Below are 14,763 nucleotides of genomic sequence, written 5' to 3' on the forward strand. Positions count from 1 at the left end.
CGCAAGGGAGTTTTATCAACCAATGACACAAACAGCTCAGTCTCAACAACGGGGAATCATGATGACCGAGACAGCCCTGCGGCATGTCATGGCTCTGCGCAATCAGCAGGGAAAGGACCTGTGTTTGCGGGTGGGTGTCCGCCAGGGCGGTTGTTCTGGCATGTCCTACACGATGGATTTTGAGGACATCAGCAACATTCGGGCCACAGATGAGGTATTTGACTACGAGGGTTTTAAGGTCGTCTGCGACCCCAAGAGTATGCTGTACCTGTATGGTCTAGTGTTGGACTACAGCAACGCCCTGATTGGCGGTGGCTTCCAGTTTACAAATCCTAACGCTGACCAAACTTGCGGCTGCGGTAAGTCCTTCTCGGCCTGAGCAGAAGGTGGTTGGGCAATTGGTTCAACTAGTTTGAGATTTTTTGACGGCGGGTCAGTTCAGTCTGCCCGCTGTTTTAGCAAATTTGGTTTGGTAGGTTATCGGCTTTAGCAGATGCCAAGTTTGCTATGCTAGACCACTGGGCAATTGAATTAGAGACGGCACATGACAGAGACGACAGTTGAAGCATTATTTGATCAAGGGCTTGAACGCTATCGGGCGGGCGAGGATCCAGCATCCCTAATTCCCCTATTCAAAGAAGTCTGTGACCGGACGCCAAAGAGTAGCTCTGCCTGGACTTGTTTGGCTTGGCTTTATCTGTTGGACAACAAGCCATCCCAGGCTTACAAAGCGGCACAGAGAGCGGTGAAGCTCAACCCGCAAGATCCGCAGGCTCGGATTAATTTGGCAATGGCAATGCTAGAAACCGCTCAAAAAGGCGTCAGACAGCATGTAGAAGTAGCCGGTCAGTTAGTGATGGCGGTTCCAGAGCTGCGTCAGGAAGTTGAGCAGAATTTTGAAGATGGATTAAGCAAAAAGCCTGATTGGAAGAGTCTGCAGCGGGTCAAAAGCTGGCTTTTTGAAAGCTGACCCAGTTTTCTCTGAGCAAAAATTATAAATCTTAAACTTAAAGCACGCTAAATCAAGCTGTCCAGCCTCAGATTTTTAGGCTGGCTTTTTTTGTTTAAAGAAGCTTAATCATAACGGGAATTCCGAATATATATAGATGCCTTAATCATTGCTTAAGATTATTAACAAAAGAATCGAAAATCTAATGATAAGATTTGGTGAAGTTCGAGATTAGTCATTCTGATGACTCAAATCAACTTCTTTTAAGATCAAGGAGCTGGGAACTATGAATGGTAATAACGTCGAAGTGAAGCCAGAGACCCGGAATCACAAAGGCTTTTTTATTGAGCAAGGTTTATATAAGTTTATGGGTGTTGATCAGTCCGGTTGGGCACTGATTTGTGTTGATGACGCCACATGCCACTACGTAGATCCAGACAACTTAGAGGAAGTCTCGGAGGAACTGATCGAAAGCTAATCCGAATTGACTCGATTTAGAGTTTCGAATACTGCTTCTACAAATGTGGCTGTCTCCCCTGCGAGATACAGCCATATTTTTTTGATTGCTGATTTTGCTAAACTATTCCTGAACAAAATAATGCGGCACAACGTTGTTTCAGGGGGCTGAATTGCCAGTCACGCTACTCCATGATCTCTGAATTTACTACCTATCCAAGTTAATACGTTTTAGAAATTGAAAATCTATGAAAGACAAATTGCTAGAGTGGCTGAATCTCGCGCTTGTAGCCAACATTTTTCTAGTTCTATTTAGCTTTTTCTGGTTAGCCATTGCCCTGATTGGTCATGCGTTCAATTTACCTTTAGGGCTGGATCTTTGGTATCAATTATGGGAGCCTGTTTTTACTCCTGCAATCGGAATTTTGATGGCGGGGGCGCTGTTGAGCGGCATTCTGGGCTGGCTGAATCGGCGTTTTGGTTCTAATAAACTCAATAATTCTTGACAATTCAAACATTTATGACTTTTCTCCCTTTGTCTAACGTTCGTAAGCTGCAACTATTGCGTGGGTTCCGTAGATCTTGGCTGTTGGGTCTGGGTGGGGTGACGTTGGTAGGTTGTCTGGGCAACAATCTAAGCTGGGCCTTACCTGCTGCCACCTCGGCTCCTGCGCCTACCATTGCTCAGTCTGATCCAAACACGGGCTTCACTGGGGTACAAATCCCCTATACCTCTGTAACGCCGGTTAATAACCGCGTCAACATCCGATTTATTAACGAAACTGGCTCGCCGATTGACTATCAGGTGATTGGAGACACGCAGTTTCGCACCCTGCCGGGCCGCTCGGAAATGACGCTGGAACGGCTAAGCGTACCAACCACATTTACATTTCGCCGGGCTGACAATGGCTTTCTACAGGTGACGCTGCATCCCAATTCGCCCAGAGGCACGTTAGTGATGCGAGTGCGAGAAACACCCGACTTTGCTACCGATCGGACTTCAGTTTACATCGATCAGGGAGGGCAGGTTTACCTCAACTAACCGGACAAAGAGTTCGATTGCTTTAACCTGATTGCCTTTACTTAGCATCCCTTTACTTAGCATCCACCAAGTTCGCCCAGCATTCCTTCACCGAATGTCACATTTTGCAGGCAGCGGTTGGGATGTTGCTTTGTCGCGATAAAATTTAAGCAATTGTTTAGAAGTTCCTGAACTGCCTGTTCTGTTCCCAGTCTGTTCTGTTCCCAGTCTGTTCTGTTCCCAGTTCAATTCCAATACCTGACAGCCGTTGAATTTTAATTCAAGCCCGGCTATGGGGTTGAAGCAGGCGACATTTGTTTATCCATTGCTCCATTTTCAGTGTGGGAGTGGAGACATAAATGCGAGCATCTCCAGTTCTTTGTTTTTCTCCTGCATCGAGCATGATTGATCTACTGTTTAAAAGCGAGGAATCGCGACTCGCCCCACTGCCTACTCCAAAACAGGACCGAATTTTAGCCGCAATTGACGTAGGCACCAACTCGATCCACATGGCGGTCGTCAAGGTTGAACCGGTTATTCCAGCTTTTACCATCATTGCTCGCGAAAAAGCCACAGTGCGGTTGGGGGACCGGGAACCGCAAACAGGACGGCTGACTCCAGAAGCCATGGAGCGAGCAATTGTTGCTTTACGCCGCTGTCAGGAAATTGCTAAGACCCTCAATGCGGAAGAAATTGTTGCCACGGCCACCAGTGCGGTGCGGGAAGCGCCCAATGGTCAGACGTTTCTGCATGAGGTGGAAAAGGAACTGGGCTTAATCATTGACCTAATTTCGGGGCAGGAAGAGGCGCGGCGCATCTACTTGGGTGTGCTGTCGGGCATGGAGTTTAACAACCAGCCCCATGTGATTATCGACATTGGCGGCGGTTCAACTGAGCTGATCTTAGGAGACGGTCACGAACCCCGCACCCTCAGCAGTACCAAAATTGGCGCAGTGCGGCTGACAGCAGAGCTAGTGCATACGGATCCAATCAGCAACAGCGAATTCAATTACCTGCAAGCCTATGTGCGGGGTATGCTAGAGCGTTCAGTGGAGGAATTGAGCGCTCAGGTACAACCTGGCGAACAACCTCGCTTGGTGGGTACTTCTGGCACAATTGAAACCCTGGCCGCCATTCATGCCCGCGAAAAGTTGGGGTTGATTCCGTCGCCGCTGAATGGCTATCAGTTCAGTCTCAAAGACTTGCGAGAGATTACTAACCGTCTGCGCAAACTCAACTACAGCGAACGAGCCGCCATTCCAGGCATGTCAGATCGCCGCTCGGAAATTATTGTGGCAGGGGCGGTGATTTTGCAAGAGGCGATGACCTTACTGGGCTTAGAGGAGATTACGATCTGCGAACGCGCACTGCGGGAAGGCATTGTTGTGGACTGGATGCTGACCCACGGGCTGATCGAGGATCGACTGCGATTTCAGGGATCGGTGCGGCAGCGCAGTGTGTTTAAGGTGGCTCACAAATACCATGTCAATTTGGAACACGGCAGGCGAGTCGCTGATTTTGCTCTCGATCTGTTTGATCAATTGCGAGGGCGGCTGCATCACTGGAGTGATGCAGAGCGAGAATTACTTTGGGCCAGCGCTGTTTTACACAATTGCGGACATTTTGTTAGCCATTCTGAGCATCACAAGCATTCCTATTATCTGATTCGCTATGGTGAACTGCTCGGTTACACAGATGTAGAAATTGAAACAATAGCAAATCTAGCTCGCTATCACCGTAAAAGTGGACCGAAGAAGAAGCACGACAGTTTTCGCAGCATCGGCAGTAAAAAGCACCGCCGGGTAGTCGAACAACTCAGCCCGTTGCTGCGGTTAGCAGTGGCACTGGATCGGCGACAGATCGGCGCGATTCAGCAAGTGCGCTGCGAATATCTGCCTCAAGAGATCCGGCTGCATGTCACAGCAGTTGACCCAGAAGACGACTGCGAGCTAGAGCTGTGGAGTCTGAACCTGAAGAGATCCTGCTTTGAAGAAATCTATGGTTTAAAGCTAGTCCCCGTACTAGAAGGTGTACCCGTCAAACGCTAAAAGTTTAAGTTGGTAATCACAAGATCGGTGAGATTGACCTCTGTATTGCCTGCTCTGAGAGTCAAGCCACCACTATGAATAATTTCAACTTTAATCCTATCGAGATCGACTGCACCACCAGTAATGGCAAAACTCGCAATCCCATTTTGAATACGGGTCTTGTCAAATCCACTGGCTTGTACACTCAAAGTACCCAAGGCATTTACCAACTCGGTGCTCAAGATGACTGAAGTTAGACCGTTTCGACTTGTTGAAGTAGTCATCTGAGACATTCTACTCTATTACTACAGATAGGTCTTCAGATAGGTCTTTAGATAGGTCTTTCACCAATCCTGGGATAGCTTGACCTTTCCGATCAGAATCTGCAAGTCGTGTTCAGAGAGGACATAGGCCCTAAAATAAAAACAGGCCAAAATTGGAAGCCGCTTGAGAGGGGTTTAATTTAGATCATCAGATTCATAATTAATTGAAAGTTGTCTGATGTCGTTTAGAACACTTCTCCTTACGCTCACTTTCTGGCAAAATTTGCGGTACCCTGCCTCTTCAAAAACCTATGGCAAGAGCAAAAGAAACGGTCCCCGAGATTAACCTGAGCGATTCGCAGTATTACTTTAATCGAGAGTTAAGTTGGTTAGAGTTTAACCGTCGCGTCCTCCACGAAGCCCTAGATGCTCGCACACTACTGTTGGAGCGGCTAAAGTTTCTGGCTATTTTTAGCTCAAATTTGGACGAGTTCTTCATGGTGCGAGTCGCCGCCCTGAAGCAGCAGGTGGAAGCAGGTGTGAGTACCCTTACTCCCGATGGCCGCACTCCTCCAGAGCAGCTTGATGCCATTAGTCAAGTACTTCGTCCGATGGTAGTAGAGCAGCATCGCCATTTTGAGCAGGTTTTGCGGCCAGCTTTGATCGAGCATGGGGTCTATTTGCTCAATTACATCGACCTGAGCCAAGAGCAGCGACTCTATCTACAGGATTTTTACGAAAAGCGAATTTTTCCAGTCCTGACCCCGCTGGCGGTCGATCCGGGCCATCCGTTTCCGTTTATTTCCAATCTCAGCCTCAATTTGGCCGTTGTAGTCAAGGATCCAGAAACCGAAGAAGAGCATTTTGCTCGCGTCAAGGTGCCCAGCAGCCTGCCTCGGTTTGTCACATTCCCGCCTGAATTGCGCCAAGTCGATGGTAAATCAAGTCTGTGGATGGGAGTGCCGCTAGAGCAGGTGATTGGGCACAACTTGGAAACGCTGTTTCCCGGAATGAACATTCAGGAGTATTATCTGTTTCGGATTACGCGCGATGCCGATTTAGAGATTGCCGAAGATGATGCAGATGATCTACTGCTGACGATCGAGCAGGAGCTGCGCAAACGACGCTTAGGCGGTTCAGTCGTGCGGCTGGAGGTGCAAACGGCGATGCCGGAAACCGTGCGAGATACGCTGATGCAGGAAATGAAAATCACTAGCAGCGAGACCTATGAGATTGACGGTATGCTGAATCTCAAGGATCTGATGGCGCTGATGGCGCTTCCCCTGCCCCATTTGAAAGACTCACCCCGTCGGCCCGTAATTCCACCGCGCTTGCGCTCAATTGGTGAGTATCCCACGAAAAGCGGCGAGGGTGAGGAAGAGAGAGATTTTTTCACGGTGATCCGCAACGGTGATTTACTGGTGCATCATCCCTATTATTCGTTTTCGCTGTCGGTGCAGCGATTTATTCAATTTGCAGCCCAGGATCCAGATGTGCTGGCGATCAAAATGACGCTTTACCGCACGTCGGGCGATTCGCCGATTGTCAGCGCATTGATTGCAGCAGCCGAAAACGGCAAACAGGTGGTGGCGCTGGTAGAGCTGAAAGCTAGATTCGATGAGGAGAATAACATCAATTGGGCACGCCGGTTGGAGCAGGCTGGGGTGCATGTGGTCTATGGCTTGGTGGGGCTGAAAACCCACACGAAAGTAGTGTTGGTGGTGCGACAAGAAGGAGACCGAATTCGCCGCTACGTGCATGTTGGGACGGGTAACTATAACTACAAAACGGCTCGCCTCTACACCGACCTGGGGCTATTAAGCTGCCGAGAAGAGTTGGGCGCAGATCTGACCGATCTGTTCAACTACCTGACCGGCTATTCGCGCCAACGAGCCTATCGCAAGCTGCTGGTGTCGCCGGTAAATATGCGCGACCGCATGACGGCTTTGATTCGGCGGGAAGCTGAACATTGCAAAAACGGCAATTCGGGCCGGATTATTGCCAAGATGAATTCGCTAGTTGATCCGCAAATTATTGCTACGCTCTACGAAGCCTCGCGAGCCGGAGTGCAGATCGACCTGATTGTGCGCGGCATCTGCTGTTTGCGTCCGGGTGTACCTCATGTGAGTGAAAATATTCGCGTGATTAGCATTGTGGGCCGGTATCTAGAACATTCGCGCATCTTCTATTTCCAAAACAATGGTGAAGAAGAACTCTACATTGGCAGTGCCGATTGGATGACGCGCAACCTTGACCGCCGCGTTGAAGCAGTGACGCCAATTGACGATCCGGCGATTGCTAAAGATCTGCAAGAAATTCTGGCAATTTTGCTTTCGGATAACCGCCAAGCTTGGGATCTACAGCCCGACGGCTCCTATGTGCAGCGCAAGCCACCCGCTGGAGAACCAGAGCGCAGTGCTCAAACCATCCTGACGGACATGGCGTTGAGTATGGGTAGCGTGGTGCATTAGGCCCATGTGGATTCACGAGCGCAAATAGCTGGCTCCATTCACATCGACAATTGTGCCGGTAAGGAAGGTAGCCGGTTCGGAAGCGAGGAACAGCACCGTTTGGGCCACTTCTTCCGGGCGAGCTACCCGATTGAGTGGGCTTTGTTGGCGGATTGCGTCCCCGGCAGGACTATCCAATGCTTTGCGAGACATATCGGTCTCAACCCAGCCGGGAGCTACGGCAGTTACCGCAATATTGTAAGGAGCAAGGTGTTGGGCTAGAGATTGGCTAAAGGCATTGAGTCCGGCTTTGCTGGCGGCATAGGCCGTAGCCGTTGGTTCGCCGCGAAAGGCTCCCCTGGAGGTAATGTTGATAATGCGCCCTTGGCGACGACTGATCATATGCTGAGCTACGCAATAGCTAACATTAACAGCTCCAAGTAGATTAACGTTTACAGTACGTTGCCAGATATCAGTCCAACCTTGGTAATCAGTCTGGTCAAGCGGATGTTCCAAATAAATTCCAGCATTATTCACCAGAATATCAATCTGCCCACATACGGTGAGGGTAAAGCTGATCATCTGCTCCACCGCGACTGGATTAGACAGATCGGCTTGAATCAGGCAATGGCCGCTGCCAGGTAAGGACGCTCGTACCTGTTTGGCTGCCTCCCGTTGCTGATGGTAATGGATAGCAACCCGCGCCCCGTGATGGGCAAAGACCTGCGCCACCGCCTGCCCAATGCCGCGACTGCCTCCGGTTACGAGTATGGTTTTTCCCTCAAAGTCAAACATGTGGATAGGTCGATGGGTGGATGGATAGATACAGCCTTTTTCAGGCTAGGGAAGTACGAAAAACGGGGTGCAGGAGCAGTGCCCCTGTGTGGGGCTTCGTCCCCACACCTCCCATACCTCACATGAGTGAAAAACGCTGTAGAATAGCAATGTTAGCTGTAAAGATTGACCATAAGATTGACTATAAAGTTGACTATGTTGACTATGTTGACTATAGAGTGCTCTGGTTAGTATCTCTCTTCAAGGCTAGCTGAAGCTAAATTGATCACAAAAATTGATCCCAATGATTCAAAGATCGCAGTTTCCTCCTGGAAAAGCATAAAAAACTGTAAAAATCTGGAATTTCGCTGTTTTTTTCCTGATCAGAGGCTGTGGGCAACGTAGGGTAGAGGCATTGGACAGTTGTGAAATTGGATCATTCGCATCGTCCCGTCAGGGGCTGGGGGTGCCTTTGTTGCTTGAGCTGTCTACTTTTCGCATTGGGCTGTCCATTCTGCACGTCTACAGCACTGAATTAGAACTGCTGTATAACATCTCTCCCATTTAAGATTGAACCGAAGGAGTTGCCGTATGAATTGGCGTCGTTTCACCGCCACTAGTCTGCTGCTTGCTAGTGCAACATTACCGTTTTTGATTGCTGGACAAGCCCAAGCTAATCGCCCTCGTACTTCAACTGGGTCTGGCTGCTTTGTTGTAACTTCGCTGGATACAGGTGAGCGCCGGTTTGTCACCGCAACTGGTTTACCCTGTAATCCTAACTCGACTCGCTCGACTCTGCACTCCACTGCTGTTGCGCAAGTGACGCCTGTGGTTCGTCCAGTGGCAGAGGCTTGGATTGATCCAAACGATCACAATTTTGAGTTGTTTAACAATTCAGATCGAGACATCCTGTATCTGCACCTGTTCCCCGTTAGTACACCCGATGATGTGGCTGTTTTGGGTGGTAGACGTGGTTTGGCACCGGGGCGGGCTTGGAACGTCAATCTCGACCGTGGCTGCGAGTACAACCTACTGGTCGAGTTTGAGGACGGCGCAGAAGATTTCTATGAAGGGGTAGATACTTGCGCCTATCGGGGTATTCAGCTTCGCTAGCTTGAGATCAGTTTAAGGGCATTAATGGCACTTAATTGAGTCTGGCATCAGAAGCAAAGATTGCAGTTTGACTTCGCTAATCCTGAAAACGGTTAGGAGAAATGCTGGGTTCGGGGGGGAACCGAACCCAAAATACAGAATCCAGCAACCAATAGAGCCATAATCGCTAGACCTACGCCCGTTGTCGGTGTCAAAAAGCTAGCTTGACTCACCACGCCGCTGTAGAGGCTGTTAGCGGCGGCGGCCCCACCAAAAAATAAACCTACGCTCAAGCCTGCCTGATCGAGAGAAAGGGTATTGAGCACGAAGGGTAAAGTGCCATTGAAAATGAAGCTGAAGGACAGTCCTAGCGCTACTGCTGTCAATAAGGCGATGGTGGGCTGGCGAGTCAGGGTCATCAGGATTAGACAAGCCGCGGTTAGGCCCAAGCCAATCACCATGACTTTTAGGTTGGTCCAACGGGTTGCCAAACGGCCTGCAAGCAAGGCACCAAGTCCCAAACTAACGAACAAAATGCCGAGGAACAGGGGTGGCTGAATTTCGGCAGCTTTGAGAATTTTGGGAAACAGCTCAACCGCCAACCTAAAGGTGAAGGTAGCCGTGAGTCCCAGTCCAAACAGTCTTGCCAGCGTCGTAAACTGCCAAGGCGCAGTTGGGAATACATCGGGCGCGCTGGTCACATCACTCGGCTGCACAGTTTTGAGCCAGGTAACGGTAATTAAAAGCAGAATGGCAGCGCCAATGAAGGTGAGAGTAGCGCCCTGACTGAGTATCCAGGCGCTGGCCAAGGGCGTGGCAGACCCAGCTAATGCTCCCGCCAGGGTAATCAGACTAGCTGCGAGGGGCAACTGTTTGGGCATAGCGTAATGGCCAAGTAGGGCCAGGGCCGGACTGCGAAACATGCTGATGGCAATCGCCCAGACGATCAGCAACCCCGGCAGCCACCAGTTGGCCGATGCGCTTGGCTGCACCAGCCTGACAATTCCTGGCAGCAAGGCAAATAACAGGGCCGTCATGCCGGTTCCCAGCAGAATGATATAGAACCGTCCCCCGAAGCGTTGGGGCGTGCGATCCGAGGTGACCCCGGCCCAGGGTTCCACCACAATTGCTAGCAGGGATTCAATCAGAAGCAAGACTGGGGCGAGACCTTTGGGAAATCCTGCTTGGGTGAGCAATCCCGCCAAATGCACCCGGTAGATAATCCAACTCAAGGTAATGGCGGCATTGACACTGGCAAGGGCGGCTGTGGGACGCCACAACACCGACTGCGATGACGAGAAAAAGGGAATACGAGATGGCGTTTGCATAAGAATCTGATTAAAGCGATTGAGACAGTTCAGTGAATTAGGCCATCAATTTAAGCAAACAAAAAGCAAACAAAAAGCAAACAAAGCAAAATAGCTAATTGGTTCACCGAAGTGGCTAATCTACTTCCTAATTGTGGCGAAATTATAGTGCTCTGAAAACCGTATGGCCGAAACAACCGACCTTTTCTGACTTTTTCTGACCTAATGCGAATCGATGCAGAATAGGCCGTAAAAACATGGCTGAAAATCACTGAGTTAATCTAACTTTTTCAGGCTGACTCAAGTGAGTTAATCTACTAATCTAACTTCAAGGGTCAGTGATGCCATTCCTGGAATAGAGGCACACAAAATCAAACCCATTTGTTTATGAAGTTGAGCGGCCTATGAAACCCGTCGAATCTCCTACCCAAATTCCCAGATTTTTCCTAGTGTGCGACCGTTCGCTCACTCAACAACAGGAATCTGTGATGCGACAACGAAAGCTGCTCTTGATTGCGCTATTGATGACAAGTGCGTTATTCACAATTGTGTTGACCAGCCTGCCCCAGCTATCCAAATTGTTTCTGGGTAAGGCATATCACTCTCAGATGCTGCAAACCCTATCGCCACTGGTTGTGCCACCATCGGCTCCTGAAGCAACTCCTATTGTTGTTCAAATTCAGCAGCCAGAAGGAGCAAGCCATTTAACAGTTCAGATAGTTACGACTCCAGCTCAGCCATCCGCAGCCATGGGTATACCATCAACCAATTCTAATCCAGCTTATAATCAAGTCCCCACAATAATTCTCAAAACCGTATCTGGTGAACCACCAGTAAAACTGAGCGAGCAGGTGATTAAGCCTGAACCGGGTTTAGCTAGCGGTTGTGCGCTTAATTGAAGTATGACCGATGATATGACAGGAGAATTCTAGGATAAAGTATTGAAGATAGAAGGTTGCACCGAGCTGAAGTCAGTGAACTATGATTGAGTTATCAAATTGCATTGTTCTCTACGGAGCTGACCTCGAACCCTATTGGTGTGACCGCTTTGTTGTAAATGGCGATACAGTTCAGCAGTTAGTGCTCAGAGAACCCTGCCAAAGCATCGATCAGGGCGCTCTGGTGGTTGTGCCAGGATTTTACAATTGTCATACCCACATTGGTGACACCTGCCTACCGGATGGAGCAACCGGGATGACCTTAGAGGAGGGATTTTTTCGTCCTGATGGCTACAAGTATCGAGAATTAGCCAAGCGCTCGGAAGCAGAGCATTTGTTTCATATCACGAATCACTTACAATACATGGCCCGAACCGGCACTATCGGGCATATTGATTTTCGCGAGCAAGGGGTTTATGGCAGTCAGCTATTGCAACGAGCCGCTGAGCAAACAGGCGTCAACTCCATCATTCTGGGACAGTTCAACGCCCTCCCGTTTACACAGGCCGAGCTAAAACAGAATTGCAGCAGTCTCCCGCCCGCAGCCGTCACGGAACTAGAAGCAATTCTGGCGATAGCCGATGGTTTTTCAGAAAGTACGATGAACGATTTGACTGATCCGGCTTGGGCGCAGATCCGAGAAATCACTCAGCAACATAAAAAACTGCGAGCCATTCACTGTCTGGAGAACGATGCCTATCGAGCGGACAGCTTAGCGATGGCAGGACGAGGTGACTTGGAACGCGCGATCGACCTTTATCAACCTGATTTGATTATTCACGCCACCGTTGCAAATGATGCAGAACTGGCGTTGCTTTCAGCCCAACGGGCCAATGTTGTTCTAAATCCTCGTGCTAACGCCAATTTAGGGCTACCTTTACCACCCGTTGCCAAACTGATTGAAAGTGAGGCAAATTTGCTGCTAGGTACTGATAACGGCTTGTTGAATAGCCCAAATTTGTTACCGGAACTAGACTTTACTTACAAAATAGCCAAAAGTCAATTTGGAGACGCTGTACGGCCCGATCCAAAAGTGATTCTGAAGATGGTAACAAGTAACGTCGGCGTAGTTTTGCAAGACAAAATCTGTGGATATTTGGCGCAAGGATTGCCTGCCGATTTTGTAGTGCTAAATTTTACCAATCCGCACCTCCGCGCTAGCCGCAATATTCTTGCTTCGATTGTCACTCGCGTCACGCCTGATGATGTATTGGCTACCGTGCGGCGGGGACGATATTTATATCGAGGGGAAATTGATTAAGGGGTGGGGAGTGAGGAGTGGGGAGTGAGGAGTGGGGAGTGAGGAGTGGGGAGTGGGGAGTGGGGAGTGGGGAGTGAATCAAATTTTTCTTAATAATTGTTGAGTCTGTCGAAAGTTTTGTCTCAATTGGGTTTTCTGATTTTAGTTTTTCCACCTTCAACTAAGTGCACGCTAATAAAGAACGGTTGCTCTACGCACAGCGTTCCTGCAGGGTAGCAGGTTCTGTCAAGATGTAAGTGCACTCCCCTACAAGAAGGCAAAGCCTACAGTATACTTAGCCTATTCACCCACTGTTTACATACGGATAGGTTAGGTTGCTAACCGACACAAAGCAATTTACAGACTCAAGAATTATTTTGGCTCTTATATTCTGACTTCTATATCTTAGTCTCTAATTTCTATATTCCAACTCCTCACTCCCCACTCCCCACCCCCTACTCCCCACCCCCTACTTAACAATCAACCACACACCAATCATTAATATCGCAACTCCTAACAATTTTGTGCCATCTAAAGTTCGCACGCTTGCCCCAAACAGACCAAAGTGGTCAATCAACACGGCTGATATAAACTGTGATGCCACGATTAGAGTAAATCCAGGTGCTAATCCCAACCTAGGCACCACATAGCCGATTGTGCCAACAATAATTAGCCCTAAAGCTCCAGCGCTAAAGGCGTACCAAGGCACCCCATGCCATGCCCGCAGGTTTCCCCCCTGGGTTATTATCATCATCAGCGTTGCAATCATCCCACCAATACCATAGGTGATAAAGATACTTTCCTTGGTTCCGATTCCTTTATCCAACAATCCCATAAACTGTCCCTGTAAGGTAATCGCGAGACCCGATAGGACGGCTAGAGTAAGCAGAAACAAGAAGTTCATTGGCCTCAACCTTGGATAGTAATCAATTGGATAATATCTTGAATTGAGCCAACGAGGTTATACCAGATTTGGAAATGGTTGCTACAATTTGAACTATCTATCTTTGGCACAAGCAACCGAGTTTTTCGGCTGATACTCAATCTGAGAACCTCCGCGTGGATCTCATCCCGCCAGATGCTGCTGATGGAGTTTGAAGCGATGAAACAAAAGTTTCGTAATCAAGAGGTTCCCTTGCCGCCATTCTGGGGAGGATATCGAGTGATCCCGAATCAGTTTGAATTTTGGCAAGGGCGTTCTAATCGACTGCACGATCGCTTTTTATATATTCGCCATATTCGCCAAGCTGACGAGAGCTGGAAGATTCAACGACTCGCACCTTAAGCTAGCTATCAATCCACATCGCCGAAGTATTCGCGCAAGCCAGAGATCTTCTCACCGCTAACATCGAGGGCAATTGCAATCCGGCCTTGATACGGCTGTTGGCGAATCACGCCTTTACATTCAAATTCAAACATCACAGTTGTATCGCTGCTCGTGATGTGGTGCGGTGGGCTGAACGTAAGACGATCTCCGGCTTGCATATGGTCATGGCACTTAGCAACTATCCGAGCTTTGCCTTCCTGTCCGGTGAATTTGCCGCGATATTTGCCGTAAGGATACCAGAAAGTGAACTCGTCGGTCAGCATAGCAAAAAATGGTTGGAAGTCACCAGTTGCCAAACCTCGAGCAAAAGCTGCAAAGGCTTGTTGGGCAACTTTCATAGTCAATTCGTTCATAGGCTTGGGTCGCTGGTCTGTTAAAGGAACAGATCCCATTATCTGATAGAACGGCTATGTTTATGGTGATATTGGTTTTGTCTAAACTTCGGCATTGAGGTTGCAATGCGCATCAGCAACTCGTTCATTCGTCAATCAACTCACGCGACTGAAGCAAACCCTACTTCGACCTGTCCATCGACTACCCGAACTGGAAACACCGGCAGCGAAACCGTTTCGTCATCAAGGCAGCGGCCCGTAGCAAGACAAAAGTTTTGTTTATAGATTGGCGAAGCGACTTTTAGCACACCATTGCGATCCCCTACTAAGCCGCGTGATAGTACATAGGCTCGGCTAAAAGGGTCGTAGTTACTGATGGCATAGACCTCATTGTTATTAATAGCATTCCTGTTTGTCTCATCTTCCCTACCAACAACTCGGAAAATCGCAATTTGTTCACCGTTTACCCAAGCGCATACACCCGTGTTGGGATAAATATCCTCTAGAGTACAAATAGAAATCCATTGAATCGTTTCACAGTTGGGTTGGGTAGGAACAATAGTTTGAATCATGATTGTTTCCAAAAA

General features: G+C 48.8%; 17 protein-coding genes. 11 read left to right on the forward strand and 6 right to left on the reverse strand.

Going from position 1 to position 14,763, the window contains the following annotated elements; translation table 11 throughout:
- Positions 1 to 22: 22 nt before the first annotated feature.
- From HJG54_RS16470 to HJG54_RS16495, 6 genes are all read left to right on the forward strand, one after another.
- Complete coding sequence (locus HJG54_RS16470; protein ID WP_035996820.1) at positions 23 to 379, forward strand: HesB/IscA family protein; 357 nt, start codon at positions 23 to 25, stop codon at positions 377 to 379.
- 165 nt (positions 380 to 544) lie between these two features.
- On the forward strand, positions 545 to 970 hold the full coding sequence (locus HJG54_RS16475; RefSeq protein WP_316430038.1) for a tetratricopeptide repeat protein: 426 nt from the start codon (positions 545 to 547) through the stop codon (positions 968 to 970).
- A gap of 265 nt (positions 971 to 1,235) precedes the next feature.
- On the forward strand, positions 1,236 to 1,427 hold the full coding sequence (locus HJG54_RS16480; RefSeq protein ID WP_035996814.1) for a hypothetical protein: 192 nt from the start codon (positions 1,236 to 1,238) through the stop codon (positions 1,425 to 1,427).
- Positions 1,428 to 1,653: 226 nt separating this feature from the next.
- Positions 1,654 to 1,911 carry a hypothetical protein gene (locus tag HJG54_RS16485; RefSeq protein ID WP_316430039.1) on the forward strand — a complete coding sequence of 86 codons (258 nt, stop codon included), beginning with the start codon at positions 1,654 to 1,656 and terminating at the stop codon, positions 1,909 to 1,911.
- 14 nt (positions 1,912 to 1,925) lie between these two features.
- Positions 1,926 to 2,447, forward strand: a complete 522-nt coding sequence (locus HJG54_RS16490) for a hypothetical protein (RefSeq protein ID WP_316430040.1) — start codon at positions 1,926 to 1,928, stop codon at positions 2,445 to 2,447.
- Positions 2,448 to 2,785: 338 nt separating this feature from the next.
- Positions 2,786 to 4,474, forward strand: a complete 1,689-nt coding sequence (locus HJG54_RS16495; protein WP_316430042.1) for a Ppx/GppA phosphatase family protein — start codon at positions 2,786 to 2,788, stop codon at positions 4,472 to 4,474.
- Here HJG54_RS16495 and HJG54_RS16500 read toward each other — a convergent pair.
- The gene (locus HJG54_RS16500; RefSeq protein ID WP_316430043.1) at positions 4,471 to 4,737 is read right to left on the reverse strand and encodes a hypothetical protein; all 267 of its coding nucleotides are present in this window, start codon (positions 4,735 to 4,737) and stop codon (positions 4,471 to 4,473) included. The two genes, HJG54_RS16495 and HJG54_RS16500, sit on opposite strands and share 4 nt — an antisense overlap.
- A 290-nt stretch (positions 4,738 to 5,027) precedes the next feature.
- Here HJG54_RS16500 and ppk1 point away from each other — a divergent pair, with 290 nt between their 5' ends.
- The gene (gene ppk1, locus HJG54_RS16505; RefSeq protein ID WP_316430044.1) at positions 5,028 to 7,187 is read left to right on the forward strand and encodes a polyphosphate kinase 1; all 2,160 of its coding nucleotides are present in this window, start codon (positions 5,028 to 5,030) and stop codon (positions 7,185 to 7,187) included.
- A 12-nt stretch (positions 7,188 to 7,199) separates the two neighbouring features.
- Here ppk1 and HJG54_RS16510 read toward each other — a convergent pair whose 3' ends face one another.
- Positions 7,200 to 7,961 carry an SDR family NAD(P)-dependent oxidoreductase gene (locus HJG54_RS16510; RefSeq protein WP_316430045.1) on the reverse strand — a complete coding sequence of 254 codons (762 nt, stop codon included), beginning with the start codon at positions 7,959 to 7,961 and terminating at the stop codon, positions 7,200 to 7,202.
- A gap of 570 nt (positions 7,962 to 8,531) precedes the next feature.
- Here HJG54_RS16510 and HJG54_RS16515 point away from each other — a divergent pair.
- Positions 8,532 to 9,053 carry a hypothetical protein gene (locus tag HJG54_RS16515; protein WP_316430046.1) on the forward strand — a complete coding sequence of 174 codons (522 nt, stop codon included), beginning with the start codon at positions 8,532 to 8,534 and terminating at the stop codon, positions 9,051 to 9,053.
- Positions 9,054 to 9,145: 92 nt separating this feature from the next.
- Here the strand turns inward: HJG54_RS16515 and HJG54_RS16520 are convergent, their stop codons facing one another.
- Positions 9,146 to 10,360: an MFS transporter gene (locus HJG54_RS16520; protein WP_316430047.1), complete on the reverse strand. Its 1,215-nt coding sequence runs from the start codon at positions 10,358 to 10,360 to the stop codon at positions 9,146 to 9,148.
- 383 nt (positions 10,361 to 10,743) lie between these two features.
- Between HJG54_RS16520 and HJG54_RS16525 the strand changes: the two genes are divergently transcribed.
- A complete protein-coding gene (locus HJG54_RS16525) occupies positions 10,744 to 11,238 on the forward strand; it encodes a hypothetical protein (RefSeq protein ID WP_316430048.1) in 495 nt (164 codons plus the stop codon).
- 82 nt (positions 11,239 to 11,320) lie between these two features.
- Entirely contained in the window at positions 11,321 to 12,538 is a 1,218-nt protein-coding gene (locus tag HJG54_RS16530; protein WP_316430049.1) for an amidohydrolase family protein, read from the forward strand.
- A gap of 448 nt (positions 12,539 to 12,986) precedes the next feature.
- Here HJG54_RS16530 and HJG54_RS16535 read toward each other — a convergent pair whose 3' ends face one another.
- On the reverse strand, positions 12,987 to 13,421 hold the full coding sequence (locus HJG54_RS16535; protein ID WP_316430050.1) for a DMT family transporter: 435 nt from the start codon (positions 13,419 to 13,421) through the stop codon (positions 12,987 to 12,989).
- 198 nt (positions 13,422 to 13,619) lie between these two features.
- Here HJG54_RS16535 and HJG54_RS16540 point away from each other — a divergent pair, with 198 nt between their 5' ends.
- Positions 13,620 to 13,802, forward strand: coding sequence for a pyridoxine 5'-phosphate oxidase C-terminal domain-containing protein (locus HJG54_RS16540; protein ID WP_316430051.1), 183 nt, complete (start codon positions 13,620 to 13,622; stop codon positions 13,800 to 13,802).
- An 8-nt stretch (positions 13,803 to 13,810) separates the two neighbouring features.
- Here the strand turns inward: HJG54_RS16540 and HJG54_RS16545 are convergent, their stop codons facing one another.
- Complete coding sequence (locus tag HJG54_RS16545; RefSeq protein ID WP_316430052.1) at positions 13,811 to 14,197, reverse strand: nuclear transport factor 2 family protein; 387 nt, start codon at positions 14,195 to 14,197, stop codon at positions 13,811 to 13,813.
- Between the two features lie 140 nt (positions 14,198 to 14,337).
- Positions 14,338 to 14,748 carry a nitrite reductase small subunit NirD gene (gene nirD / locus HJG54_RS16550; RefSeq protein ID WP_316430053.1) on the reverse strand — a complete coding sequence of 137 codons (411 nt, stop codon included), beginning with the start codon at positions 14,746 to 14,748 and terminating at the stop codon, positions 14,338 to 14,340.
- Between the last annotated feature and the right edge of the window lie 15 nt (positions 14,749 to 14,763).

It is taken from the genome of Leptolyngbya sp. NK1-12, from assembly GCF_032598965.1.
In the GTDB taxonomy this organism is placed as follows: domain Bacteria; phylum Cyanobacteriota; class Cyanobacteriia; order Elainellales; family Elainellaceae; genus Elainella.

What these genes read in the sequence shown, in the direction of transcription:
- HJG54_RS16470 (WP_035996820.1), top strand. Translation starts at nt 23, where the DNA reads ATGACACAAACAGCTCAGTCTCAACAACGGGGAATCATGATGACCGAG.
- HJG54_RS16475 (WP_316430038.1), top strand. Translation starts at nt 545, where the DNA reads ATGACAGAGACGACAGTTGAAGCATTATTTGATCAAGGGCTTGAACGC.
- HJG54_RS16480 (WP_035996814.1), top strand. Translation starts at nt 1,236, where the DNA reads ATGAATGGTAATAACGTCGAAGTGAAGCCAGAGACCCGGAATCACAAA.
- HJG54_RS16485 (WP_316430039.1), top strand. Translation starts at nt 1,654, where the DNA reads ATGAAAGACAAATTGCTAGAGTGGCTGAATCTCGCGCTTGTAGCCAAC.
- HJG54_RS16490 (WP_316430040.1), top strand. Translation starts at nt 1,926, where the DNA reads ATGACTTTTCTCCCTTTGTCTAACGTTCGTAAGCTGCAACTATTGCGT.
- HJG54_RS16495 (WP_316430042.1), top strand. Translation starts at nt 2,786, where the DNA reads ATGCGAGCATCTCCAGTTCTTTGTTTTTCTCCTGCATCGAGCATGATT.
- HJG54_RS16500 (WP_316430043.1), bottom strand. Translation starts at nt 4,737, where the DNA reads ATGACTACTTCAACAAGTCGAAACGGTCTAACTTCAGTCATCTTGAGC.
- ppk1 (WP_316430044.1), top strand. Translation starts at nt 5,028, where the DNA reads ATGGCAAGAGCAAAAGAAACGGTCCCCGAGATTAACCTGAGCGATTCG.
- HJG54_RS16510 (WP_316430045.1), bottom strand. Translation starts at nt 7,961, where the DNA reads ATGTTTGACTTTGAGGGAAAAACCATACTCGTAACCGGAGGCAGTCGC.
- HJG54_RS16515 (WP_316430046.1), top strand. Translation starts at nt 8,532, where the DNA reads ATGAATTGGCGTCGTTTCACCGCCACTAGTCTGCTGCTTGCTAGTGCA.
- HJG54_RS16520 (WP_316430047.1), bottom strand. Translation starts at nt 10,360, where the DNA reads ATGCAAACGCCATCTCGTATTCCCTTTTTCTCGTCATCGCAGTCGGTG.
- HJG54_RS16525 (WP_316430048.1), top strand. Translation starts at nt 10,744, where the DNA reads ATGAAACCCGTCGAATCTCCTACCCAAATTCCCAGATTTTTCCTAGTG.
- HJG54_RS16530 (WP_316430049.1), top strand. Translation starts at nt 11,321, where the DNA reads ATGATTGAGTTATCAAATTGCATTGTTCTCTACGGAGCTGACCTCGAA.
- HJG54_RS16535 (WP_316430050.1), bottom strand. Translation starts at nt 13,421, where the DNA reads ATGAACTTCTTGTTTCTGCTTACTCTAGCCGTCCTATCGGGTCTCGCG.
- HJG54_RS16540 (WP_316430051.1), top strand. Translation starts at nt 13,620, where the DNA reads ATGAAACAAAAGTTTCGTAATCAAGAGGTTCCCTTGCCGCCATTCTGG.
- HJG54_RS16545 (WP_316430052.1), bottom strand. Translation starts at nt 14,197, where the DNA reads ATGAACGAATTGACTATGAAAGTTGCCCAACAAGCCTTTGCAGCTTTT.
- nirD (WP_316430053.1), bottom strand. Translation starts at nt 14,748, where the DNA reads ATGATTCAAACTATTGTTCCTACCCAACCCAACTGTGAAACGATTCAA.